This window comes from Thalassospira sp. NFXS8, assembly GCF_040148805.1.
In the GTDB taxonomy this organism is placed as follows: Bacteria; Pseudomonadota; Alphaproteobacteria; order Rhodospirillales; family Thalassospiraceae; genus Thalassospira.
On sequence record NZ_JAGEMF010000002.1, the window covers coordinates 1189041 to 1213564 of the forward strand.

Annotated in this window: 20 protein-coding genes; 10 read left to right on the forward strand and 10 right to left on the reverse strand. The window is 53.9% G+C overall.

What is annotated here, in order from left to right:
• Positions 1-410: 410 nt before the first annotated feature.
• The 5 genes from J4E05_RS14530 to J4E05_RS14550 all read left to right on the forward strand — a co-directional run bounded on the left by J4E05_RS14530 (position 411) and on the right by J4E05_RS14550 (position 5674).
• A complete protein-coding gene (locus J4E05_RS14530; RefSeq protein ID WP_349596830.1) occupies positions 411-1295 on the forward strand; it encodes an amidohydrolase family protein in 885 nt (294 codons plus the stop codon).
• 23 nt (positions 1296-1318) lie between these two features.
• A complete protein-coding gene (locus tag J4E05_RS14535; protein WP_349596833.1) occupies positions 1319-2698 on the forward strand; it encodes an MmgE/PrpD family protein in 1380 nt (459 codons plus the stop codon).
• A gap of 40 nt (positions 2699-2738) precedes the next feature.
• On the forward strand, positions 2739-3275 hold the full coding sequence (locus tag J4E05_RS14540) for a TRAP transporter small permease (RefSeq protein ID WP_085587917.1): 537 nt from the start codon (positions 2739-2741) through the stop codon (positions 3273-3275).
• Positions 3272-4591 (forward strand): TRAP transporter large permease, encoded by a 1320-nt coding sequence (locus tag J4E05_RS14545; protein WP_349596836.1) that lies wholly within the window; start codon positions 3272-3274, stop codon positions 4589-4591. Before J4E05_RS14540 ends, J4E05_RS14545 begins: the two co-directional genes overlap by 4 nt.
• Positions 4592-4654: 63 nt before the next feature.
• Positions 4655-5674, forward strand: a complete 1020-nt coding sequence (locus J4E05_RS14550; protein ID WP_085587913.1) for a TRAP transporter substrate-binding protein — start codon at positions 4655-4657, stop codon at positions 5672-5674.
• A 77-nt stretch (positions 5675-5751) separates the two neighbouring features.
• On the opposite strand, the gene J4E05_RS14555 is transcribed toward J4E05_RS14550, so the two are convergent.
• On the reverse strand, positions 5752-6651 hold the full coding sequence (locus tag J4E05_RS14555; protein ID WP_168184812.1) for a LysR family transcriptional regulator: 900 nt from the start codon (positions 6649-6651) through the stop codon (positions 5752-5754).
• A 291-nt stretch (positions 6652-6942) separates the two neighbouring features.
• Here J4E05_RS14555 and mgrA point away from each other — a divergent pair, with 291 nt between their 5' ends.
• Positions 6943-7989: an L-glyceraldehyde 3-phosphate reductase gene (gene mgrA, locus J4E05_RS14560; RefSeq protein ID WP_349596839.1), complete on the forward strand. Its 1047-nt coding sequence runs from the start codon at positions 6943-6945 to the stop codon at positions 7987-7989.
• A gap of 66 nt (positions 7990-8055) precedes the next feature.
• On the opposite strand, the gene J4E05_RS14565 is transcribed toward mgrA, so the two are convergent.
• On the reverse strand, positions 8056-8958 hold the full coding sequence (locus tag J4E05_RS14565) for a LysR family transcriptional regulator (protein WP_085587907.1): 903 nt from the start codon (positions 8956-8958) through the stop codon (positions 8056-8058).
• A gap of 134 nt (positions 8959-9092) precedes the next feature.
• Here J4E05_RS14565 and J4E05_RS14570 point away from each other — a divergent pair, with 134 nt between their 5' ends.
• Positions 9093-10166 (forward strand): DMT family transporter, encoded by a 1074-nt coding sequence (locus tag J4E05_RS14570; protein ID WP_349596843.1) that lies wholly within the window; start codon positions 9093-9095, stop codon positions 10164-10166.
• Positions 10167-10324: 158 nt separating this feature from the next.
• On the opposite strand, the gene J4E05_RS14575 is transcribed toward J4E05_RS14570, so the two are convergent.
• The 8 genes from J4E05_RS14575 to ftsA all read right to left on the reverse strand — a co-directional run bounded on the left by J4E05_RS14575 (position 10325) and on the right by ftsA (position 21113).
• Positions 10325-10933: a thermonuclease family protein gene (locus J4E05_RS14575; RefSeq protein ID WP_349596846.1), complete on the reverse strand. Its 609-nt coding sequence runs from the start codon at positions 10931-10933 to the stop codon at positions 10325-10327.
• A gap of 112 nt (positions 10934-11045) precedes the next feature.
• The gene (locus J4E05_RS14580) at positions 11046-11438 is read right to left on the reverse strand and encodes a hypothetical protein (RefSeq protein WP_349596848.1); all 393 of its coding nucleotides are present in this window, start codon (positions 11436-11438) and stop codon (positions 11046-11048) included.
• A gap of 42 nt (positions 11439-11480) precedes the next feature.
• Complete coding sequence (gene ligA, locus J4E05_RS14585; RefSeq protein WP_503012348.1) at positions 11481-13550, reverse strand: NAD-dependent DNA ligase LigA; 2070 nt, start codon at positions 13548-13550, stop codon at positions 11481-11483.
• Positions 13551-13779: 229 nt separating this feature from the next.
• Positions 13780-15450: a DNA repair protein RecN gene (gene recN / locus J4E05_RS14590; protein WP_349596853.1), complete on the reverse strand. Its 1671-nt coding sequence runs from the start codon at positions 15448-15450 to the stop codon at positions 13780-13782.
• Between the two features lie 163 nt (positions 15451-15613).
• Complete coding sequence (locus J4E05_RS14595; RefSeq protein ID WP_085587900.1) at positions 15614-16438, reverse strand: outer membrane protein assembly factor BamD; 825 nt, start codon at positions 16436-16438, stop codon at positions 15614-15616.
• 241 nt (positions 16439-16679) lie between these two features.
• Positions 16680-17645 (reverse strand): UDP-3-O-acyl-N-acetylglucosamine deacetylase, encoded by a 966-nt coding sequence (gene lpxC, locus J4E05_RS14600; protein ID WP_349596857.1) that lies wholly within the window; start codon positions 17643-17645, stop codon positions 16680-16682.
• Positions 17646-17940: 295 nt separating this feature from the next.
• A complete protein-coding gene (gene ftsZ / locus J4E05_RS14605) occupies positions 17941-19650 on the reverse strand; it encodes a cell division protein FtsZ (protein WP_085587896.1) in 1710 nt (569 codons plus the stop codon).
• A 212-nt stretch (positions 19651-19862) separates the two neighbouring features.
• Positions 19863-21113: a cell division protein FtsA gene (gene ftsA / locus J4E05_RS14610; protein ID WP_085587894.1), complete on the reverse strand. Its 1251-nt coding sequence runs from the start codon at positions 21111-21113 to the stop codon at positions 19863-19865.
• A gap of 304 nt (positions 21114-21417) precedes the next feature.
• On the opposite strand from ftsA, the gene J4E05_RS14615 reads away from it, so the two are divergent.
• The 3 genes from J4E05_RS14615 to J4E05_RS14625 all read left to right on the forward strand — a co-directional run bounded on the left by J4E05_RS14615 (position 21418) and on the right by J4E05_RS14625 (position 24522).
• Complete coding sequence (locus J4E05_RS14615) at positions 21418-22677, forward strand: ABC transporter substrate-binding protein (protein ID WP_085587892.1); 1260 nt, start codon at positions 21418-21420, stop codon at positions 22675-22677.
• A 67-nt stretch (positions 22678-22744) separates the two neighbouring features.
• Positions 22745-23638: a carbohydrate ABC transporter permease gene (locus tag J4E05_RS14620; RefSeq protein ID WP_085587890.1), complete on the forward strand. Its 894-nt coding sequence runs from the start codon at positions 22745-22747 to the stop codon at positions 23636-23638.
• On the forward strand, positions 23638-24522 hold the full coding sequence (locus J4E05_RS14625) for a carbohydrate ABC transporter permease (protein ID WP_085587888.1): 885 nt from the start codon (positions 23638-23640) through the stop codon (positions 24520-24522). The genes J4E05_RS14620 and J4E05_RS14625 overlap by 1 nt, the downstream gene beginning before the upstream one ends.
• The last annotated feature ends 2 nt before the right edge of the window (positions 24523-24524 follow it).

Below are 24524 nucleotides of genomic sequence, written 5' to 3' on the forward strand. Positions count from 1 at the left end.
ATGTTGTTAAGCTAAGGCATGGCCGAAAGCATCCTGTTAGCGGTTTTACCATTGCCATATCGGTGCATCGTGTGATGCTAAACCATATGCCGTTTTAAAGGTATCGCCAAACTATCCAATCGTATTTAATTTCTATAAGATATTGATAAATAATATTTTTTATTGATGCTGCCGGGGTATCGAAAAATTTTGTATGGGTCACAGGAAAACCGATTTGAAAAAGCTGCAAAATTTGACGGATACTTGTTCCAACAACTTAACCTGAAACACCTGCCTGCCGCAGGGGGTTGAACGGTACTGAATGCTTGCGGTTTACCCCGATGGGCACCGGTCAGACTTTTAGCGGAATGGCAGGGAAGTTTATCAGCCCTTCGGCAATGGCCGGAGGAACAGGAACGCCCGAGTGTAATATGACCCAGACTTATCAGGCGCCAGCTTTTGCCATGCCGGAAAACGCATGTGATTGCCATGTTCACATATTTGATGCGGACAGGTTTCCGTTGTCGGCAAACCGGGTTTATACCCCGGACCACGCCCCGGTTGCCGCGTTGAAACATCATTTGGTACAATTATCGTTTCGCCGTGCGGTGCTGGTTCAGGCCAGCCCCTATGGCACCGATAACAGGTGCATCCTTGATGGCGTTGCCCGGCTGGGGCAAGACCGTGCCCGTGCCGTAGCCGTTATTGATGACAGTTTTTCAGAGGATGATCTGGTCCGAATGCACGATGCCGGTGTGCGCGGCATTCGCCTTAATTTGCGCACTCACGGTGATGTTGATGCCAAAAGCATTGCGGCCCAACTGGATCATGCGGTCAAACGCGTCGCCCATCTGGGTTGGCATATTCAGGTCTTTACGACACTGGCCAATATCGCCTTGCTGGCTGACCAGCTTGCCGCCCTGCCGGTGACACTGGTGCTTGATCATATGTGCTGTCTGGATGCGGCGGGTGATACGGCCCAGCCCGGTTTTGCCCAGCTGTGTGACTTGCTGGCTTGCGACCATGTTTATTTAAAGCTTTCAGCCCTGTATCGGGTTTCAACGGCAGATGGCTATGGCGATGCGCAGCCCTTTGTGGAAGCCCTGTTTGCCGCACGTCCCGACCGTATGTTGTGGGGAAGCGACTGGCCGCACACCATGCCCGCGCCAGGAACGGTACGTTCACCCGATAAAATTGAATATTTCCGGCCCGAAGATAACGGCCGGGCCTTGAACCTTGTCGCACAATGGGCGGGTGATCCCGCAATCGTTAATGCCATGCTGGTTGATAATCCTGCACGGCTTTACTGGCGCTAGCACCCGGATTTCGGAAGAAAAGAATGACATTGATTACGGACCTTGCCGGGCGCATTTTTGCGCTGGGAAAAGACGATTTAACGCCTGTTGCGATTGCAAATGCCAAAACCGTTATCCTCGATACGGTGGGATGTACCCTTGCCGGTACCCACGAGCCCGTGGTTGAAACCATGTTGCAAACCGAAGGGCTGGCAACGCCAGGGCAGGTTTCGCTGGTTGGGCGGACGGAAAAACTCGATATTCTGTGCGCCGCGCTGATCAATGGTGCGGCCTCTCATGCGCTTGATTTTGATGATGTAAATATCGCCATGGGCGGGCATCCTTCGGCCCCGGTTTTACCCGCCCTGTTTGCGATTGCCGAAAGTCAGCCGGTTTCCGGTATTGATTTTATGGTGGCCTTTATTGCCGGTTTTGAAACTGAAACCCGTATGGCACGTGCCGTTAATTTTCATCACTATGATCTGGGCTGGCACCCAACCGCGACCATGGGGGTGTTTGGTGCTGCTGCGGCATCGGCCAAATTGCTGGGGCTTGATCGCGATCAGACCGCCCTTGCCCTGGCGCTTTGCGCCAGTTTGGCCAGTGGCGTCAAGGCCAATTTTGGCACCATGGCCAAACCCTATCATGTTGGTCATGCTGCGCGTCACGGCCTGATGGCGGCAAAGCTTGCCCAAAACGGGTTTACCGCCAGCCTTGATGTGCTTGAAGCCAAACAGGGGTTTTTGAACGTCTATAATGGCAAAGGTAATTATCAGGCTGATCTGATAACCAAAGACTGGGCCAACCCGCTTGATATTGTCGAGCCGGGAATTGGCATTAAGCTTTATCCCTGTTGCGACAGCACCCATGCCACGGTCGACGCCCTGTTCTTACTGCAAAAACAGTATGGGTTTGGTGCAAGTGACATCGCGAAAATTGATACCCGCATTCATCCGCTGCGTTTAACCCATGTTAATCGCCCCGAATTGCGCAACAGCCTTGATGCCAAATTCAGTGTGCAATATTGCGCGGCCCGGGCTTTGCTGGAAGGTGGGCTGAGTTTCGCCAGTTTTGATGCCAAGGCGTATAATGACCCGGTTGCCCGGGAATTGATGGGCCGTGTACATGCGGCCCCGCATAATGATCTGTCATTAACCCGACCGGGTAATTACCTGAGCGAAGTTGATGTGACATTGCGCGATGGTCGCCAGCTTAACAAACGACTGGATCGCCCGTTTGGACGCCATGCCGATGAACCGGCACCGCGCGAATTGATCCGTGCCAAATACGACGATTGTGCGGCCCGGGTACTATCAACTGAGGCATCGGCCCGTTTGCATGATGCCATTATGGCAATGGAAACCCTAACCAGTCTTTCCGGTTTAAGCATGCTGTGGACACCGTCAAACGAGATGGCCGCGTAGGCGAAAAGGGGAAAACAAAAATGTTTGGGAGTGAAACATAATGATCCGGCGACTTGACCTTTTGTTGTGCGGGTTTGAAAAGGTGATGATGGTCGGCCTGACCCTGCTTGGGGTCTGCATGGGCCTTCTGCAAATTATTCTGCGCTATGTTTTTAATTCCGGCATTCACTGGCTGGAAACTGCGCTGGTGATTTCGCTGGTATGGGCCATGTTGTTTGGCGCCAGTCGGGCGGTACGTGAAGGGTTTCATCCCCGCGTTGATCTGCTGGCGATGACTGTCGGGCCGAAAGTCCGGGCAGTGCTGAACATTCTGGCTTATGGCGCGACATTGGCGCTGTGCCTGTATTATGCCTATGACAGCATTTTTTATGCCCGTTTTTTATCCATGATTGGTGCGGTTAATCAGGAAACCGATCTTCCGGAACTGTATTTTTTCCTGGTTGTGCCGATCACCATGGTGTTTTTCAGCCTGCGTTATCTGATGCTGCTGATCAAACTGGGTAAAGACATTGGCGCATTAAAACCCGAAGAAACATATCTTGCCAAACTGGCCGCAGAAAAAGGGCAGGGCAAATGACTGTTGCATTTTTAGCTATTGTTTTCTTTGCCCTTATCATTATCGGTGCGCCGATTGCTGTGGCACTGGGTGGGGCGGCTGTGGTGTCGTCGCTGATTTTTTCACCGATCCCGACCGGCATTGTTGGTCAGAAACTTCTGACCAATCTTGAACATTTCACCCTGATGGCGGTGCCGTTTTTCTTTTTGGCAGCCGCATTGATGGAAAATGGCGGGTTGGTGAAACGCCTGGTGGATCTGGCCCGTGCTCTGCTGGGGCATTTCAAGGCCGGGTTGGGCATGGCAACTGTTTTGACCTGCATTTTCTTTGCCGCTATCTCCGGCTCCAGCCCGGCAACCGTAGCGGCGGTGGGCAATATTCTGTATCCCGCCTTGCTTAAAGAAGGTTATTCCAAGCGGTTTTCGATTGGGGCAATTTGCACGTCAGGCTCAATTGGTATTCTGTTGCCGCCCAGTATTCCGTTGATCCTGTATGGCTTTGTTACTGAAACGTCGATCCCCAAACTGTTTTTGGCGGGTATCGTACCGGGGGTAATTTACGGCGCATTGCTGCTGTTGACCGCGCGTTTCCTTGCCGTGCGCGAAGGGGTGCAGGTACGCGAACGTGCCGCTGTTGGCGATATGGGGCGGGCCATTCGTGTCAGCTTTCCGGCACTGTTGTTACCCATAGTTATTATCGTGGGTATTTATGGCTTCCCCGGGTTTGATCTGTTTGGCATGCAGTTTAGCGGTGGTGCCATTTTCACCCCGACCGAAGCCGCCCTGGTGGCCATTGCCCTGGCCGTTGTGATTGGCATGCTGATTTATCGCGAACTTAAAATACGCGATGTATTTGGCGTCGTTGCCAATACGGTTCCGCGCGTTGGCATGATCTTTTGGGTGACCGCCAATGCCCTGATGTTTGGCTATTTCATTACCAAAATCGGGGTGCCTTCCCAACTGGCGCAGTTTGTTCTTGATGCCGGGTTGTCGCCGGTTGAATTCCTGCTGTGTGTGAATGTCTTGCTGGTGGTTGTCGGGTTCTTCCTTGAAGGCGTGCCCACCATCCTGATCTTTGCCCCCTTGCTGGAACCTGCCGCACGCTCGCTTGGCATCGATCCGGTTCACTTTGCCATCATCATGGTCGTGAATATCGAACTGGGTCTTATTACCCCGCCTGTTGGCATGAACCTTTTTGTTGCAAGCAGCATATCGGGCATGTCCGTCCTGAATGTTTTCCGGGCTGCCCTGCCATGGATCTTCGCGACGATTACAGCGCTGATGCTTGTAACTTTCGTACCACAAATTTCGCTTTACCTGCCGGCTTTGATGAAGTGATGCGCACGATTTCCGGGGACGGAATGGCGTGATGACCAAAATGATAAACAGTGGAGAAAACCGATGAAATATACCGGAAAACTGCGTTTGACGCTTGCTGGTGTTCTGATGGCCGGGGTGGCCTTTGGGGCAACAGTGGCGCAGGCTGCACCGATTAAAATTGTTATGTCCGATGATTCGGCAAAGGTCAGTCTGAAGGGGCAGACTTTTGAAAAATTTGCCGAAGAAATTAAAAATCGCCTTGGCGACAAGGTGGTTGTTGAACTGCACCATTCCAGCACCCTGTTTGACCAAAGCGACCAGGTGCAGGGCGTACAGTTAAATGCAGTCAACTTTATCGCGCCGACCACCGGCACTTATGCCAGCCTGGCCAAAGGCATGAATGCCTTTAATCTGCCGTTCTTGCTCGACACGCCGGAAAAATTTTCGGCCGCGATGAAGGACGAAACCATCCGTCATATGTTTGTGCCCGCCCTTGAAGCCAAAAACGTGGAACCGGTTGCCTTCTGGATCAATGGTCCGCGTGTTCTGGGCTACACCGGAACCAAGGCAGTGCTGACCCCGGCTGATATTGCCGGTATGAAAATTCGTGTTCAGTCGGCGCCGGTTTATGTCAAAACCTTTGCTGCCGTGGATGCCAACCCGGTTAGCGTGAACTGGGGTGAAGCCCCGACGGCCCTTCAGACCGGCGTGATCGATGGTGCCGAAGTCACCCCGAATGCGTGGAAGGGGTCTGGCATGTACGAAATGATCGATCATTTGACCCTGACCAACCACATGTATTCGTACTACATGGTTGGCACCAGCAAAAGCTGGTGGGATGGCTTGCCCGACGATGTACGGACCGGCATTTCCGATGCCCTGAAAGCGGCCACCGAGTGGAACATTGAAAACGGCCTGAAAATGAACAGCGACGATGTCGAGTTCATGCGCCAGAAAGGTGTTGAAATTCATACCCTTGATGATGCGCAGCATGCTCAGTGGGTGAGCAAGATGAAGCCGGTCTGGAAAGAACTGGGCGAACCGTTGGTGGGCAAGGAAGTGATGACCCGCCTGAAAGAAATTGCCGGCGTCGCCGACTAGTTTTTTCAGCAAATCACGATAATTTATGCAGCGACCCGGTTTTGCCGGGTCGTTTTGCGTTTGGGCGCAGATCAGGTTTATCCGGTTTTGGGGGCGGCGTTAAAAAAGTCCTGAACGATTGTCAGGTACTGGTGTGCGATCCGTGACAAGGGTGTGGCCTTGTTGAAAATGGCGCAGGCTTCCACCTCGATATTCATAAAGGTCGGTACAGCGATCAGGTCGGGGTAATGGTTATCTGATAAAAGCGAGGTATCAAGAATACCAATGCCAATGCCCGAATTGATCAGGTCATAGGCCTGTAATGTGCCGGTTTCGACCTTTGGTGATACCGGAATATCGTGCTGACGAAGTGCGCGGTTAAGGGCATTGCGCAAATAGGTACCCGACCGGTTAAGGATCAGGTTTTCATCGCGCAGGTCTTCGGGCTCAACGCGGGATTCCTGTGCCAGCCGATGATCGGCACGAACCACGCATTCAAATTTTATTTTTTTAAGCGGGATATATTCCAGCGTTGAATTTTCACGCGCACCATACACAAACCCGACATCAAATGCCCCCATACGAATGCTGTTTACGACCTGCGATGATTGCCCGGAATGGATTGAAACCGTGGCCTTGGGGAAATGCTCGCATAACAGTTTAATGGTCGGGGCGACAAAATGTTGCGACATCGACGGCAGGGACTGAACCGACAGAAAGGCGGAATCTCCTTCGGCGATATTGACGATTTTTGTTTGCACATGATCCAGATGCTGAAACATCCTGTCGACCTCGGGCAACAGTTTGATGGCCTCGGGGGTGGGGGACAGGCCAAAGGCGCTGCGCTCAAACAGGATCAGCCCGATGGAATCTTCTAACCGTTTCAAAAGGCCGCTGGCGGTGGGTTGTGAAATGGCAAGTTCAACCGATGATTTGCTGATTGATCCTGTCAGCATGATCGAGCGAAACAGCTCCAGTCCGCGAATGCTTGCCTTCATCTGTCGGTCCCCGTTCATACCCGTTCAGGCGCATATACACCGATATTGGCCAAAGCCGCCTATTGAAAGCAATTTATCGAACATGGCGGCTGGCCGTAAATGTCCATCATTCGGTATTTTGTGGGCAAGGTGCTTGATAAGACAAAGGGAATTTATTTGAAAACCATCATGGCGGGTACAGTTTCCGGATTTCTGACCTGACAGGGCAGGTGAAAATAACGTATCCTTCGCGGCATTGGATCGATTCAAATTTTGGGTGTATCCCGATAGAAAATCATCAGGAGGAAAAACATGTCATCGGACTGGATGCCGGACGCATCGCGCTACGACCAGATGGCCTATCGTCGGTCAGGTCATAGCGGCCTGCAATTGCCGCAAATCACCCTTGGGCTTTGGCACAATTTTGGCGGGGTTGATGTTTACGAAACCCAGCGTGCCATGGTGCGCCGGGCCTTTGATCGCGGGGTAACGCATTTTGACCTTGCCAACAACTATGGTCCGCCCCCCGGTTCGGCCGAGGAAAACTTTGGCCGGATCATGGATCAGGATTTGCGCGCCCACCGTGACGAACTGATCATTTCGACCAAGGCGGGCTATCGCATGTGGCCTGGCCCCTATGGTGAATGGGGATCACGCAAATATCTGATTTCCAGCCTGGATCAAAGCCTGAAGCGGATGGGGCTGGATTATGTCGATATTTTCTATTCCCACCGGGTAGACCCCGATACCCCGCTTTATGAAACCATGAGCGCGCTTGATCAGGTCGTACGGCAGGGCAAGGCGCTTTATGTTGGTATTTCGTCCTATTCGGCGGAAATGACCCGCAAGGCACAGGCAATTTTGCAAGACCTTGGCACGCCCTGCGTCATTCATCAGCCCAGCTATTCAATGCTTAATCGCTGGGTCGAGGAAGAAGGGCTGCTTGATACCCTGTCCGAACTGGGCATTGGCTGTATTGCCTTTTCGCCAATGGCACAGGGGCTTTTGACCAATAAATACCTTAACGGTGTGCCGGAAAATTCCCGTGCGGCCGAAGGGGGATCGTTTCAGTCATCCATGCTGACGGACGATAATATCGTACGTGTGAAGGCGCTTAACGATATTGCCCAGCGTCGCGGTCAAACCCTGGCACAAATGGCGATTGCCTGGGTTTTGCGTCGCCCCGAAATTACATCGGCATTGATTGGCGCACGCCATGTGCAACAGCTTGATAACAGCCTTGATGCACTAAACAACCTTGATTTCAGCACCGAAGAACTGGTGGAAATTGACAAATACGCCACCGATGGCGGGTTGAACCTGTGGAAACGTTCGTCCGATTCCTCGGCTGACGCCTGATCATCGCTTGGAACTAATGATAAAACCGGCATTCCTGCGAGGGATGCCGGTTTTGTTTTATCCAGATCAATCGCCCATCGGCACGGTTCCGGCCAGTTCGCGCAGGGTATCAATCACGGCTTTGGCCCCGGCACTTAGCGGGCGGTCTTGTAGCCACGATAACATGACAGTTCGCGCCATGCCGGGCTGCACAATACGCCGGGCTTTCAAACGACCAGTCGAAAGTTCGGCCACCAGCGAGGATCTGGGCAGTACCGTATGCCCCAGCCCGCGATGAACCAGATCAACCAGGACACGCAGGGCATCGGCCTCGACCACCGGCATCAGGGGCCGACCGGCGCGAAAGGCGGCTTCCTGCATTTTGGCGCGCAGGCCGTGTTTGGGGGTAGGCATGATTAACGGCAGGCGTACCACGTCCTCAAAGGCTATTTCGCTGGCATTTTCAGGCACCTGTGACGGGTGCGAAATTAAAAACAGGTCCTCGCGCCATAATGGTTCGGAATGCAGGCTGCGCGAAATCATGCCGTCGTGTAATGCCCCCACATCAAGCCGCCCGGATAGCAGACCTTCCTGAATGTCACCGGTTAAATCTTCGGCAATCGACAGGCTTAGTTCGGGGTAACGTTCGCGGACGGCCTCTACCAGCGCGCCGGTAATGACAATGCCGGCACTGGGCGGCAGGCCGATATTAACATGCCCCGTCACATGGTCGCGCCGCTCGCTTAAATCGGCTTCCAGCCGGGCAAGGTCCCCCAGAATAACCCGTGCCCGTTCCGCAAGGATCCGCCCGGCTTCGGTCAGTTTTACACCGCGCCCGGTGCGTTCCAGCAATTGGGTATTCAGGTTTTCTTCCAGCAGGTTCAATTGGCGGCTAAGGGCCGGTTGCGACAGGTTTAACCGGTCAGCCGCGCGTGACAGGCTGCCCAGTTCAGCAATGTGAATAAAACTGCGAAGCTGTTTGATGTCCATGATATGCGACTTGTCATGACAGAAATGGGACCGGGGTTATGTTATCAACAAAACTGATATCTGCTAACATTTTATTCGAATTGAATAATGTCTGTGGCAGCGTACGATAAGAATAGAGAGAGATCGGAGCCCCCATGACCCCTACATCATCCACATTGACAGGTAAAACGCCTGCCAGTGATGTTTCTGTATCGTCGGCCACGCAAGTCGATACCACCGCCACAGATGAACAAAACGCGGCCCGCGCACACCATGAGGCCGAGGCAGCAAAAGCAAAGGTGGCGCGTTCGGCGCTTGTGCTGGTGTTGCTGGCAACCTGTGCGCTGGCAATGAAAGGCCTTTTGGCAAAGTTTGTTTATGCCACCGGCATGACGGTGGACGGCCTGTTATTGCTACGGTTTTTAATCGCCATGCCGTTCTTCTGGTTTGGTGTGTGGATGTTTGGCAAAAACCGCCCCGGTGAACGCGCCATCCGCCCGGCGGATATGATTTGGGGGGCTGCCTATGGCGGGTTGTTTTTTGCCGCGTCCCTGTGTGATTTTACCGCTGTTTCCATCATTGATGTCACGGTATCGCGGATTGTTCTATTCAGCTTTCCCGCCATTGTAATGATATTGGAAGCCCTGCATCGCTGGCGGTTTCCACCGTTGCGCCAGATATTATGTTTTCTGATTACCTATTGCGGGCTGATTTTGGTGGTGGCACCCAACGGGGTTACGCTGGTGTCGGATCATATGTGGCAGGGGGTCTTCTGGTCGTTTGCATCAGCTTTGACCTATGCCTGTTATCTGTATTTTAGCCAGCGTAAAATCAATGTTATCGGATCAATGCATTTTTCGGCATTGATCAACACGGTCGCGGGCATATCAATGGTGCTTTACGAACTGTCCGTCGAAAAGCCACTGCATCTGAGCCTGAGCGGCATTTTGTGGACCACGGGCATTTCCATTTTTTGCACCGTCATCCCGTTTTTCCTGCTGTTTGAAGGCATTCGTCGCATTGGCGCAACGCAGGCATCCTTAATTTCGCTTTCCGGCCCCGCCCTTACATTTTTTGCGGCCTGGCTGTTTTTGGGCGAAACCCTTAGCCCCACACAATTGGCCGGTTTTGCCGTGGTGATGGTTGGCGTGGCATCGCTTAAAAACAAAGTGACCATGGCCGGGCTGGGCCGTTTGCTGGCGCGCCCGTTTCAGGGGCCCGCGGCGTAATAACCAACGCGTGCGGTTTAAATATTGCCGCACGGCCAACGAAACAGGTGTGCGCACCGAATATTGGCTGAAACCCCGAAATGAGGGGGCATTACGGGGATGTGGTAATTGCGGGGAAGTCCCTGCAATTACCATGCGAATTACCGGGCTGCCCAGGTTTAATAAATGCTGATGGCATGTTCGGGCAGGCGTTCCCCGCGCCGCCATTTTAACGGATCAATAAATTTACCGGCCCAGGCCCCACGCCGGGCGGCTTTGGCCGCCTGTTCGGCGGCGGCATAGGCGGGAACTTCGTCTGTGCGTGCCACGGCCCAGCCCATCGTGATCAGTTGCTGGCCGATATCGGCGCCATTGGCATTGCGACATACCGCCATGTTGCGTTTATAGCGGTTCATTGCCTTCATTTCGCAGCGCACGGGTGTTTTGTCGATCAGGTTGGTAATTGCCTGCCAGGCATCTGCACCACAGGCCGTGCTTTGTCCGGCAATCACGCATTTCTGAAAACGCTCCAGACTATCCGCGCCATATAAATCCACCCGCTTGAAACCAAATTCCAGCGTATCGCCATCAACCGCCCGGGGTTTGCCCGACAGCGGACCAAAATGCTCGTCTGCCTGGGCGCGAAGCGATGGCAGCATTAATGACGTTGCCATCACAATTCCGCCGACCATCATTGCGGCATGGCGCGCACGTGGCCCAAACGACCAGGCGTGTTTTAAGGGCGGCCTGGTATTGCTACGGGTGGGGTTTTGGGTGCCTGTGGGCATGGCGGCGTTCCTGGTTCGCGGCAAATAATGGTGGTATCGATAGCGCTGCCAAATGGTTGCCGGGGCCAGAAGCGGATGGTGAGGGCCCCGGAACTGGCGATAAGCTGTTATCTTAATATAGGTCGCTGTAACGAATTTCGCCGAGTTGGGCGAAAACAATTTTCCAGTTCTGATCTACGCGCAGCAGGGCAAAGGCATAATCGCAATCAAAAATCAGGTCGTTATCCTGGTTGCCAAAGCGAAAGGAAACGACGGCCCGCGCGCCACCGGGCAGGGCTGAATGCTGTTCAATCAGCATTGCCTTGCACATTGCCAGACGGGCCTGTTTTAGTTCAGCCAGAAACGGGGCGTGATATGCAGCGAGATCATTGGTATTGGCGATGGCATGAACCCCGCCCAGATCGTTGATCAGGCAGGGGATATGAAAAAACGGTTCCAGCGTGTCAGCGGTCAGCTTTAGATGGGCATCGCCATAGCGGTGAAAAAAACGGGTTAAATCTTCCATGGTCGTTTTCCTTTAATCGCTATGAGATGCCCGATCATTATTTCACGTGGCAATCAGATCAAGCCAGCCCTGTTCGTCCAAAACCGTAACACCGGCTTCCTCTGCCTTCTTTAGTTTGGAACCCGCACCCGGTCCTGCAACCAGGTAATCGGTTTTTGCTGAAACTGACCCGGCAACTTTCGCCCCCAGGCTTTCGGCCTTAACCTTGGCTTCATTCCGTGAAAATAGCTCCAGCTTGCCGGTAAAGACCACGGTTTTGCCGCTCACCGGGCTGTCTACATTTGCCGGGGCTTCGACATCGGTAATGGTTAGCTCCGACTGCAAATCATCCAACACATCGCGGTTATGGCTTTCGGCAGCAAATTCCAGCAAGTCATGGGCAACACCGGGGCCGATCTGGTCAATATTGATCAGTTCGCGCAGCGCATCGCTATCGGCGGTTTGGGCATCAAGCATGGCCTGGCGCCAGGCCGTGATGGAGCCATAATGCCGGGCCAGCAATTTTGCCGTTGCCTGACCAATCTGGCGAATACCCAGCGCGTAAATAAAACGATCAAGCCCGATGGTGCGGCGTTCTTCAATACTGGCAAACAGCTTTTCCGCCGATTTTGGCCCCCAGCCTTCACGTTTGGCCAGTTCTTCGCCGTGATCGTCTTGCAGGCGAAAAATGTCGCCCGGTTGTTTTACCCAGCCCAGGTCATGAAAGGCCTCGATATGTTTGCCGCCCATGCCTTCGATGTCAAAGGCATTGCGTGACACAAAATGTTTCAGGCGTTCAACTGCCTGCGCCGGGCAGACCAGCCCGCCGCTGCACCGGGTAACAACTTCGCCCTCTTCACGCATGGCATGGCTGCCACATTTGGGGCAGGTATCGGGGAACTGAAATTCGACGCTATCATTGGGCCGTTCTTCGGGCACATAACCCAGAATTTGCGGTATGACATCGCCCGCGCGCTGCACGGTCACCAAATCGCCAACGCGCACGCCCAGCCGTTCAATTTCGTCACGGTTATGCAAGGTGGCGCGCGATACCACAACCCCGCCCACGGTTACCGGTTCAAGATGGGCAACCGGGGTAAGTGCGCCTGTGCGGCCAACCTGAATTTCAATGGCATTCAGGCGGGTTTTGGCCTTTTCCGCCGGAAATTTATGCGCAATCGCCCAACGTGGCGACCGGCTGACAAAACCCAGGCGCAGTTGCAGTTCAAAATCGTTGATTTTGTAAACAATGCCGTCAATGTCGTAATCAAGGTCGGGCCGCTGGTTCCCCAGTTCTTCGTAGAATGCCATAATTTCATCGGCATCATGCAGCATCCGGGTAAAGGGATTGGTGACAAAGCCCCAGCCCTTGATCTTTTCAATAAAGTTCCAGTGTGTGTCGGCCAGGCTTTCGGATAGTTCGCCAAAGCTATAGGCAAAAAAGCGTAACGGGCGCTTGGCACTAATTGTGGGGTCCAGCTGGCGCAACGACCCGGCGGCGGCATTGCGCGGGTTGGCAAAGGTTTTGTTGCCGGCTTCGCTTTGGGTTGCGTTCAGTTTTTGAAAATCAGAGCGCGACATATAAACTTCGCCGCGAATTTCGACCACGGCTTCGGGCGCATCCTCGGGCAAAATGCGCGGGATATCGCCAATATGGGCGACATTGGCGGTAACATCTTCGCCTTCGGTCCCATCCCCGCGGGTGGCGGCACTGATCAGTTGGCGGTTTTCATAGCGCAGCGACAGCGACAAGCCATCAATTTTCGGTTCGCCCACCAGTTCAACCGGGCTATGTGCCGTCAGGCTTAGAAACCGGCGAATACGGGCCAGAAAATCAACAATATCGTCGCGTGAAAAAGCATTGGCCAGCGACAGCATGGGGCGGGCATGTTTGACCTTGGCAAATCCCTCGGCCGGGGTTGCGCCCACTTCCTGCGTCGGGCTGTTTTTTTTCAGGGTCGGGTACCGGCTTTCAAGCGCGATCAGGCGGCTAAACAGCGCGTCATATTCGGCATCGGGCACCAGCGGTTCGTCATTAATATAATAGGCCTCGTTAAAGGACCGGATGTTTTCGGCAATTTCGGCATGCTGGCGGCGGGCTTCGCCGCTGGTTTCCGGCATGTCGGGCAAAATGCCGGTGCTGCTGCCGGTTTGGGCTGCGGTGCCTTGTGCGGTTTCGGACGCTGTTTTATCGGCGCTCATGTCGTGTTTTTCCGTTCCAGATTGCGGGCCGTTGGATCAGCTCTTTTAAAATACCGGGGCGTTTCTGGCGAGGGGTAGTTCCCGGTTTTTAAGCCCTGCTGACAAATGTGGGTACAGGCCTGATCGGGGCAAGCACCGGCCCCGGTCAGGCTTGCCGTTATCAGGCAGGCAGGCCCAGCAAGCTGTCGGCGGCGGCGCGGGCTTCGGCGGTAATGGAATGGCCGGCCAGCATGCGGGCGATTTCTTCGCGCCGTGCATCCTGTACCAGTTCATTTACCCGCGTCACCATGCTGCCGCTATCTTCGCGTTTGGCGATGTTAAGGTGGGTGCGCCCGCGGGCGGCCACCTGCGGGCTGTGGGTGATCACCAGAATTTGCCGTTCCTGTGCCAGCAAATGCAACCGTTCACCAATGGCCGCCGCCGTGGCCCCACCGACACCGCTGTCCACTTCGTCAAATACCAGGCTGGGCACGGCCGAAACACGCGCCAGAACCACCTTTAACGCCAGCAAAAAGCGCGATAATTCGCCACCCGATGCAATTTTGTTAAGTGGCCCTGCCGGGCTTCCAGGGTTGGTGGAAACCGTGAATTGCACCCGGTCAAGGCCGTCTGCACCCCATTCGTTTTCTTCAAGGGCGACGATGTCGGTAATGAAGCGGGCTTTGTCCATGCGCAAAGGTGGCAGTTCCGCATTGATCGCACCGTCCATTTTGGCAGCGGCCTTTTTGCGGGCCTCATGCAGTTTTTGCGCGGCCTCGATATAGGACTGGCGGTATTTTTCACCTGCCTGTTTTAACCGGTCGAGTTCCTGTTCACCAAATTCCAGTTGTTCGATCTGGCGGCGGAAATCTTTCATCAGGGAATGCAGGCCATCGGCGGGGACATTGTATTTGCGCGCGGCAGCACGCAGGGCAAACAAACGTTCCTCGACACTTTCCTGATGGCCGGAATCAAGGTTCAAATCGGCCTGGGCTGCGGATATGGCGCGCATCGCTTCTTCGAGTTCGATGGCGGCACGGTCCAGTGCCTCGATAATTGGCTCAAACCGGCCTTCGGCCTTTTCCAGTTCGCGTTCCAAATGGCGCTGGGCCGAGCGAATGGCACTTTCCGCCCCTTTGCCGCGCGATAAATCGTTTTCGGCATCGCCCAGGGCCGCAACCAGCTTTTCACCATGCATCAGAAACTGGCGTTCTTCGGCCAGTTGTTCTTCTTCGCCTTCCTGCGGGGCCAGTTTTTCAAGCTCGTCTACCGCGTGGCGCAGCCATTCTTCTTCTTCGCGGGCCTTGGTGATGCGGGCCTGTGCGCTTGCCAGTTCTTTTTGGGTCGCGCGCCAGTTGCGCCAGTGATCGCGCACCTTAAGGGCAGCTTGTGATAGGTTGCCATGGGCATCAAGGGTGGCGCGGTGTGTGGTCGGGTCCAGCAAACCGTGCTGGTCAAACTGGCCCTGAATTTCAACGCAAAAATTGCCAACATCGCGCAACACCCCAATCGAAACCGACTGGTCATTGATATAGGCGCGCGAGCGGCCATCGGCGGTCACAACACGCCGAACCACCAGGTCGTCATCTTCGATGTCGATATCTTGCTGATGCAACAGGCCAAATACCGGGTGCCCGGCTGGCAGGGTGAAGGTTGCGGTCACACTTGCCTTGTCATTGCCATGGCGAACAAGGCCGCTATCGGCACGTGCGCCCAGGGCCAGCCCCAAAGAATCAAGCAGGATCGACTTGCCCGCACCTGTTTCCCCGGTCAGAACACTTAGCCCTTCATGGAAATCCAGGTCCAGTTTATCGATCAGGACAACATTGCGAATGCTAAGGCGTCGAAGCATGTTGGCATACTGGCGTTGTTTCAACGAGACGCAGAACAGGACGAGAACATAGCGTCAAATGCACAGTGCCGAAACATTGACGCGCTTGCAAGCCCTGCGCACAAAATATGTGTGCAGGGCTGTGAAAATTAACTGTTTTCGTCGTTAAAAACCGTGAAACTGTTTAGAACAGGCCGGAAATTGCGCCCGTGGTGGCATCCCACCAGCTTTCATCGGCATCGTCACCGGTTTTCTTGTCCAGCACCAGATCGTACGAATCCTTGTACCATTCGCTGCCCGGGAAGTTATAGCCAAGAACCGATGCGGTTTTTTTGGCTTCGCCGGTCAGGCCAAGTGCCAGATAACATTCGGTCAAACGGGACAGCGCTTCGGGCACATGGGTTGTTGTCTGGTAGTCGGTAACGACTTTTTTAAACCGGTTGATGGCCGGTAAATAGTCACCGCGATCCTGATAATAGCGGCCTACGCTCATTTCCTTGCCTGCCATATGGTCAACGGTCAGGTCTTTTTTCAGCTTGGCGTCGCGGGCATATTTGCTGTCAGGAAAACGACGAATAACGTCATCCAGACTTTGCATGGCATTTTCGGTCATTTTTTGATCGCGGCGTACGTCCGAAATCTGTTCGTAATAGGACAGGGCTTTCAGATAATAGGCATAGGCGGCGTCGGCATTGGCAGGGTGCAACGAAATAAAACGATCCAGCGCGCTGATCGCGTCGTCATATTTGTTGTCCTGATAATAGGAATAGGCCGACATCAGGGTCGCCTTGGTGGCCCATACGGAATAGGGATGCTGGCGTTCCACCTCGTCAAAGGCTTTGGCTGCTTTCTGGTATTCCTTCTGGTCCAGCAAATTCTGGGCGGTATTGTAAAGTTCCGCCACCGGTCTTTCGATATATTCCGGTTCTTTGGTACTGGAACAGGCAGCCAGCATAAAAGCCAGGCCGCAAACGGCAATCAGATGTTTCGCGTAAGCCGAACGAGGCAAGGTTGCAATCCTTAATTCTGTCTGCGGTCGTGCTGAAATCCGTTGGATTTCGCTGGTGTGGCCGGACTATATCACGTCAATACCGCCTATGGGCAAGAGCTTCCATCAATGAAAATGGCATTTTCCATGCTTTTCTGAAAAATGCCGGGGGCAACGGGCCATTCACGGGTGGTTAAACGGGCAAAAAAAAGCAGGCAAGTCACCAAAGGCGACTGCCTGCAAAATGCCTGCATCATGGTTTTCAGGCAGAAACACGTACCGGTTCGCTGGCACTAAGCGACGCTGTGCGCATCGGCACCAGACGCCAGGCGGCCGAATCGGCGAACAGGGCCTTTAACAACATGTTATTAACCATATGGCCCGACTTGTAAGCGGTAACCTTGCCCTGTAACTGGTGCCCGGCGGCATAAAGATCGCCAAGGGCATCAAGGATTTTGTGGCGGACAAATTCGTTTTCGTAACGAAGGCCTTCTTCGTTCATCACCGAATCACCTGACAGCACCACAGCATTTTCCAGTGAACCACCAAGGGCCAGACCGGCGCTGCGCATGGCTTCGACTTCATGGAGGAAGCCAAAGGTACGGGCGCGGGCGATGGAATTGACAAACACACCATCATCAAAGGCGACAGACAGGCGCTGGTTGGCAATTGCCTTGCTGGCGAAATCGATTTCAAAATCAATCTCGAAACCATCCGCAGGTTCAACTTTGGCACGGCAGCCATTATGTTCGACTTCAACCGTTTTCAAAACTTCCACCACCATGCGCGGCGCATTTTGTTCTTCAATACCAACGCAATCGATAAGGAAGGTAAACGGCGCTGAACTGCCATCCATGACCGGGACTTCGTCGGCATCAATATCAATCAGAATATTGTCAATCCGTTGACCGGCAAGGGCGGCCATCAGATGTTCAATCGTGCCAATCTTGATCCCGGCTTCCAGGTCACCAAGGCAGGTGCACAGGCGGGTATCGATAACTTCATCATACAGGGCGGCAAATTGCGGTTTGCCCGGCAGATCAACCCGCCGAAACACCACACCATGATCAACCGGGGCAGGGTGCAACGTAATCTGAATTTTCTGGCCCGAATGCAAACCAACGCCTGCACAGCCAATAGAGGATTTAAGACTGCGCTGCGAAACAACGGACGAAGCCGTGGCGCGCTGGTCATTCAATGCGGTGCTGATATCGGCGATGTTATTCACGGGGAACCCCCAGAAAAATCAGGTTGTATCACGATGATGATTTATCGGACTGCGTGTCGGCCCGTTTGCTAGGGTCACAAACTAACCGGTGTGCCGCAATGCGGCAAATCACGCTTTGTTACGCTTTGTAACGTTCGATTTATATTTTAAAATCAATGACTTATCTGAAAAATTAACATTGCGGTAACAATGTGTTTTGTTCCGAAAAAATGTAAAAAATTACGTATTTTTGCGGATGCCACTAAAAAAGGGGGAAGGCCAAAACCTTCCCCCTTTTCGCGCGGAGAATAAACCGTCAGTTGGCCTGACGGCGCAAGAAAGCCGGAATTTCCAGAAGGTCATCAGACGTCGAAGACGTTTTAACCCGGGAAGCTGGATCGGCTTTCAATTGTGGTCGTGCATCATCACCCAACGACAATTCTGTCTGGCGGGGTGCTGGTGCCTGCTGGTGCGGGGCAGCGTTTTGCTGGCGCGGGGCGGTATCGCCATCGGCCTGGTGCTGTCCTTTGCCAAACAGGTTGCGAATACCGCCAAACCGCGGACGGGTGCCGTGGTTGTTGTCAGCGGCGTCGTAAACATCGGGCTCGCCACGGGCCGGGGCATTGTCGGTCGGGCGGGCGGCGCGCGGCGGAATGAACGGCATATCGCCATTGTCATCTGCAACGTGCTGGCGCGGTACGCTGGGCTGCGGCTGTTGGGCACGCGGGGCCTGGCGCAGGGCCGGGTTCGGTTTCAAAACGGTCTGGCCCAGTTCGATGGAACCGGTCTGCTGGCCGTTATCGGTGGCCGGGTTGGACAGGCCAGGCTGTTGCGCATTGCCGGTTGCGGCAAAACGTTCAGCAGGCATGTCTTCAACCGAAGACCCGCCAGCATATTCGTCCTGACCACTAAATGCAGCGGCGGCCGGGGCATGTTCAGCCGGGGCCTGTTGCGGTGCCTGATGGCCAAAACCGGCATTCGGTTTGGCAGCAGCAGGTTTGTCACCACGGGCCGGGGTGAGCGGAATGGTGGTTGGCTTCGGGCGGCGGACTTCTTCGGCATCAATGCCGGTTGCCACCACAGAAACACGCAAGCCACCCTCGATGGACGGATCAAAGGTCGAACCGAAAATGATGTTGGCTTCGGGATCGACTTCTTCACGGATGCGGTTGGCGGCTTCGTCAACTTCATACAGCGCCATATCCATACCGCCGGTGATGTTGATCAGCACCGCACGGGCACCCTTCATCGATGCATCTTCAAGCAGCGGGTTGGCAATGGCGGCCTCAGCAGCCTCCAGTGCGCGTTTTTCGCCCGATGCTTCGCCGGTGCCCATCATGGCCTTGCCCATTTCGCTCATGACGGTGCGAATGTCGGCAAAGTCAAGGTTCACAAGGCCCGGAACCATCATAAGGTCGGTAATGGAACGCACACCGTTGCGCAGCACATCATCGGCCATCTGGAAGGCATCTGCGAAGGTGGTTTTTTCGTTGGCGACCCGGAACAGGTTCTGGTTCGGGATAATGATCAGCGTATCAACATATTGCTGAAGCTGTTCAATGCCCTGTTCGGCGGTGCGCATCCGGCGCGTTCCTTCAAAATGGAACGGTTTGGTAACGACACCAACGGTCAGGATACCTGATTCCTTGGCTGCTCGCGCAATAACAGGGGCTGCACCGGTACCGGTACCACCACCCATCCCGGCGGTGATAAAGACCATGTGGCTGCCCTCAAGCTGCGCCATGATTTCATCGATCGATTCTTCCGCAGCAGCACTGCCGGCATCAGGTCGTGCACCAGCGCCAAGGCCCTGGGTGATTTGTCGGCCGAGCTGCAATTTACGAACCGATTTGCTTTGGCTTAATGCCTGTGAATCGGTGTTGGCAACAACAAAGTCGCAGCCTTCAAGTTCGGATGCGATCATATTATTGACCGCGTTGCCACCGGCGCCACCGACGCCGATAACGGTAATTTTTGGTTTCAGGTTTTCTTCCGCTTCAGGTACGGAAAAATTAATTGTTGGCATGTTTGCTCTTCCTTCTCCGCGCTTAGGAGTCTGAATCCAAAAACGGCCTTCCCTTTGCCGAAATTAGACCCGTGCTGATCTTTTACAGGCGAAAGAGTTAGTGCGGTGTTAATGACATCGTTAACCGGCGAAAAATTTTCGTTTTTTTTTCAAAGCCGGGCAGGAAAATATTTAACACGGGATGCCCGGCCTGTTTCAGTAGAAAATGCAGCCTAGAAATTTTCCTTAAGCCACGCACCTAACCGGCCAAACCGGCCGCCGCTTTGGCGGATATGGTTCATGGCTTCGCTGAGCGGGTCGTTTTGTTGTTCGACTGCGCGCAGTAACAGGCCGGCACAGGCCGAAAATGCCGGGCCGGATGTTGCTTGTGCCATGCCCGTTACCCCGTGCGGGGTGGCGATGGTGGCGGGGCGTTCAAACATTTGTCCGGCAAGGTCGGCAATGGCGTTAAGCTGGCTGGCACCGCCCGTTAACATAATCGACCGTCCGCCAATTTGCGAAAGACCATTTTCCTCAAGCTGGTCACGGATCAGCTCGAATGTTTCTTCCAGGCGTGGCTTGATAATATTGATCAGCATGGAGCGCGGCACATGGTTTACATTTGCATCGTCTTCATCACCAATCACGGGGACAGCCAGAATTTCCTGATCGTCGGACGGGGATGTCAATGCGCTGCCATGCAAGGTTTTTAACCGTTCAGCATGGGATAGCGATGTATTAAGGCCATAGGCAATGTCGCGGGTGACATGCGCGCCACCCACCGGGAAGCTGGCAGTATAAATGACCTGGCCACCGTGGAAAACCGCAACGCTGGTGGTGCCCGCCCCCATGTCAATGACGGTGGCACCCAGTTCGCGCTGGTCTGGCGTTAGGGCCGACAGACCCGATGCCAGCGGTGTTACTACTGTTTCCTCGATTTCAAGGTGGCAGCGTGCCAGCAATGTTTCGAGGTTTCGCAAGGCGGCAATTTGGGTGCGCACAAAATGCAAATCCAGCCCGACGACAGAACCATACATGCCGCGCGGATCACCAAGCCCGACGGACTGATCAACCCGAAAGCCCAACGGCACGGTATGGATCAACTCGTCGCCAGCCTGTCGCAACAGGGCGTCTTTCTGGTCGTTTAACTTGCGAATTTCCAGATTACCGATCGGGCGGGAGCCCAAAGGCAGTTCAATGGTGTGGGTTTCGGATTCGGGACGTCCGCCGGAAAGATTGACGATGACGGTTTCAATGGTTTGTCCCGCCATTTTTTCGGCAGCATTCACCGCCGCGAGCACCACTTCCTGTGCCGCGTCCAGATTTGCGATCGATCCGCTTTGCAGTCCCTTCGACATGTTATGGCCGATGCCGATGATTTTCGGCTGGCCGGACCTGTCGGGTCGCGCAATAAAACAGCAGACCTTAGATGTGCCGATATCCAGGGCCGCTATCAGCCCTGACCTCGTTTTGCTGCGTGCCAATTGTTTGCTCTGAGTTTACTTTTTGATGTTTGGGGTGGTCGTCGCCCGCAAAGTCAAACACCCCTTATCCCGGTTTTCGGTCAAAAGCAGTTGCAAATTGGTTAAGGCAGGGTGGAGTCTTTCACATTTAATGTCCCAACTGTTGGTTTAATGTCTTTTTTGCGATGCAGCAAGCTGCCTTGTGCAACTACAGATTTGGCCAAATTTCCAATTGCTGTACTGCAACGTTACAGGTGGCGCTTGACTCTCAACTGTAACGTTGCAGTAATTGGTCGCTAATTAAAATCAACAGGGAGGAAACCAAATGTTTGTAGGCAAGTTTGCCCGTGCCGGATTAGGCGTTATTGCGGCTCTGGCGATGTCCACTGCGATTGCCAGCGCCGAAGAAAGCGTCGAGGTTCTGCACTGGTGGACCGCAGGCGGGGAGGCCAAGGCGCTTCAGGTTTTGAAAAAGGACCTGGAAGGTCAGGGTGTTACCTGGAATGACATGCCGGTTGCCGGCGGGGGTGGCGAACAGGCCATGACCGTTTTGCGTGCCCGTGTGACATCGGGAAACCCGCCTACTGCAGTCCAGATGCTTGGCTTCGACATCAAGGACTGGGCCAAGGAAGGGGTTTTGGCCAACCTTGACGATCTGGCTGGCAAGGAAGGCTGGGATAAAGTCGTTCCCGATGCGCTGAAAGAATTTTCCAAATATGACGGTCACTGGATCGCTGTGCCGGTGAATGTGCATTCCACCAACTGGGTTTGGGCCAACAAGGCGATTTTTGACGAACTGGATTTAAAACAGCCCACAAGCTGGGACGAACTGATTGCCGATCTTGATAAAATCAAAGGGGCTGGCTACACCGCCATCGCGCATGGCGGGCAGGCATGGCAGGATGCCACCATGTTTGAAGCTGTCCTGATGTCGACCGGTGGGCCGGAATTTTATAAAAAGGCCATGATCGACACGGACCCCGATGCCCTTAATTCCGATACCATGGTCAAGGTGTTTGACCGCATGACCCAGCTTCGCGGTTATGTTGATGACAATTTCTCGGGCCGGGACTGGAACCTGGCAACCGCGATGGTGATCAACAAGGAAGCCGGTGTGCAGTTTATGGGCGACTGGGCCAAGGGCGAGTTTCTGAATGCAGGCAAAGTTCCTGATCAGGATTTCATGTGTTTCCGTTTCCCCGGTACCCAGGGCACGGTTACCTTTAACTCTGACCAGTTTGTGATGTTCAAGGTTGGCGAAGACCGCCGCGATGCGCAGGAAAAACTGGCTGCAGCAGTTATGTCCCCTACCTTCCAGTCGGCCTTTAACGTGGTTAAGGGGTCGGTTCCGGCACGGACGGATGTTTCACCCGAAGCCTTTGATGCCTGCGGTAAAAAAGGCATGAAAGAACTGGCTGAAGCCAACGAAAAAGGCACGCTGTTTGGATCGATGGCGCATGGCCATGCGGTGCCAAGTGCGGTTAAAAATGCGATGTATGACGTGATTACAGCGCATTTTAACGGTGAATATGACTCGAAAACAGCGGCCGAAGAACTGGTCAATGCTGTTGAATCTGCGCAGTAAAAACCAATAACAATTCTGATGGCCGGGGGTGCCCGGCCATCAGGATAATGAAGTGCGGAGCATCGTCATGTCCCAAACCGTGCCTGGCAGGGCGCAGTCCATCCTGCGCGAAATTTTGCCTCGGCTGGTCTTAAGTCCCAGTCTGTTTTTGATCCTGATTTTTGTTTACGGATTTATCCTGTTTACCGGTTATCTGTCCTTTACGGATAGCCGGATGTTACCGTCATTTGATCTGGTCGGGTTGGCCAACTACGCCAATTTATGGGGGCAGCGCAACTGGATGACAGCGCTGCAAAACCTGGCGATTTTCGGCATTCTTTATATTGCAATTTGCTGCATTCTGGGCCTGATCCTGGCGATATTTCTGGACCAGAAAATTCGCGGCGAGGGCATTTTGCGTCCGATCTATCTTTATCCGATGGCGCTGTCGTTCATTGTAACCGGTACGGCATGGAAATGGTTTCTTGACCCGGGGCTGGGCCTTGAAAACACCATGCATTTGTGGGGCTGGCAAAGTTTCACCTTTAACTGGATCAAGGATCGCAACATGGCGATCTATACCGTGGTGATTGCGGCTGTCTGGCAGTCATCGGGGTTTGTGATGGCAATGTTTCTGGCGGGGTTGCGCGGCATTGATGGCGAGATATTGAAGGCAGCACAAATGGATGGTGCCAGTAAATGGAGCCTTTATACCCGCATTATCATCCCGCAATTGCGCCCGGTGTTTTTATCGGCCTTTGTGGTATTGGCCCATCTGGCAATCAAGGCTTATGACCTGGTGGTGGCCCTGACCAATGGCGGGCCGGGCCGTGCGACCGAGCTTCCGGCAACATTTATGTATTCCTACACCTTTACCCGTAACCAGATGGCGGTTGGGGCATCGTCAGCGGTGATCATGCTGGCAATGATTGCCGCAATTATTGTGCCTTATCTTTATTCCGAATTGCGGGAGCGTCGCTGATGTCATCTTATGCAAGCCAAAAATCGGCGATTGGCGCAGGCAAGCTGATGCGTGCGGCCCTTTATGCCGTGTTGATCCTGTTTGCGGTTTATTATTTGCTGCCCCTGTTTGTGATGCTGGTCAATTCGCTTAAGACGCTGGATGAAATTCGCGGCGGCAACATGATGTCGCTGCCCGAACATTTTACAATTGAGCCGTGGTTAAAGGCATGGTCGACATCACAGATCGGCGTTGAACCCACCGGGTTGCGGCCCTTCTTTCTGAATTCCCTGTTTATGGTGGTGCCTGCGGTTGCCATTTCCACCACATTGGGCGCGCTAAATGGTTATGTGCTGACCAAATGGCGGTTTCCCGGCGATAAAATTATTTTCGGGTTGATGCTGTTTGCCTGCTTTATTCCGTTTCAGATTGTACTGATTCCGATGGCGCGCATTCTGGGCATGATCGGTCTGGCTGGGACAACAAGCGGGCTGGTGCTGGTGCATGTGGTGTATGGGCTTGGCTTTACCACCCTGTTTTTCCGCAATTATTATGCCGCTTTCCCGGATGAGCTGATCAAGGCCGCCAAAATGGACGGTGCGGGGTTTGTCCGTACCTTTACCCGAATTTTGTTGCCCAGTTCCGGGCCAATCATTGTGGTGACGGTGATTTGGCAGTTTACCAATATCTGGAATGATTTTCTGTTTGGGGCGTCCTTTGCCGATTTTGATTCAATGCCGATGACGGTGGCGCTGAACAATCTGGTCTCATCATCAACCGGGGTGAAGGAATATAATGTGCATTTTGCCGGGGCCATCCTTGCCGCCTTGCCAACCCTGATCGTTTATATCGTTTCCGGGCGATATTTTGTCCGCGGGCTAATGGCGGGCGCGGTTAAGGGTTAATC

Bases quoted from the DNA above. Each gene is read 5' to 3' on its own strand.
- J4E05_RS14575 (WP_349596846.1), bottom strand. From the start codon at position 10,933: ATGCCCACAGGCACCCAAAACCCCACCCGTAGCAATACCAGGCCGCCC.
- J4E05_RS14620 (WP_085587890.1), top strand. From the start codon at position 22,745: ATGTCCCAAACCGTGCCTGGCAGGGCGCAGTCCATCCTGCGCGAAATT.
- J4E05_RS14580 (WP_349596848.1), bottom strand. From the start codon at position 11,438: ATGGAAGATTTAACCCGTTTTTTTCACCGCTATGGCGATGCCCATCTA.
- recN (WP_349596853.1), bottom strand. From the start codon at position 15,450: ATGCTTCGACGCCTTAGCATTCGCAATGTTGTCCTGATCGATAAACTG.
- J4E05_RS14550 (WP_085587913.1), top strand. From the start codon at position 4,655: ATGAAATATACCGGAAAACTGCGTTTGACGCTTGCTGGTGTTCTGATG.
- J4E05_RS14545 (WP_349596836.1), top strand. From the start codon at position 3,272: ATGACTGTTGCATTTTTAGCTATTGTTTTCTTTGCCCTTATCATTATC.
- J4E05_RS14565 (WP_085587907.1), bottom strand. From the start codon at position 8,958: ATGGACATCAAACAGCTTCGCAGTTTTATTCACATTGCTGAACTGGGC.
- ftsZ (WP_085587896.1), bottom strand. From the start codon at position 19,650: ATGCCAACAATTAATTTTTCCGTACCTGAAGCGGAAGAAAACCTGAAA.
- J4E05_RS14625 (WP_085587888.1), top strand. From the start codon at position 23,638: ATGTCATCTTATGCAAGCCAAAAATCGGCGATTGGCGCAGGCAAGCTG.
- J4E05_RS14555 (WP_168184812.1), bottom strand. From the start codon at position 6,651: ATGAAGGCAAGCATTCGCGGACTGGAGCTGTTTCGCTCGATCATGCTG.
- J4E05_RS14540 (WP_085587917.1), top strand. From the start codon at position 2,739: ATGATCCGGCGACTTGACCTTTTGTTGTGCGGGTTTGAAAAGGTGATG.
- J4E05_RS14530 (WP_349596830.1), top strand. From the start codon at position 411: ATGACCCAGACTTATCAGGCGCCAGCTTTTGCCATGCCGGAAAACGCA.
- J4E05_RS14615 (WP_085587892.1), top strand. From the start codon at position 21,418: ATGTTTGTAGGCAAGTTTGCCCGTGCCGGATTAGGCGTTATTGCGGCT.
- J4E05_RS14570 (WP_349596843.1), top strand. From the start codon at position 9,093: ATGACCCCTACATCATCCACATTGACAGGTAAAACGCCTGCCAGTGAT.
- J4E05_RS14535 (WP_349596833.1), top strand. From the start codon at position 1,319: ATGACATTGATTACGGACCTTGCCGGGCGCATTTTTGCGCTGGGAAAA.
- mgrA (WP_349596839.1), top strand. From the start codon at position 6,943: ATGTCATCGGACTGGATGCCGGACGCATCGCGCTACGACCAGATGGCC.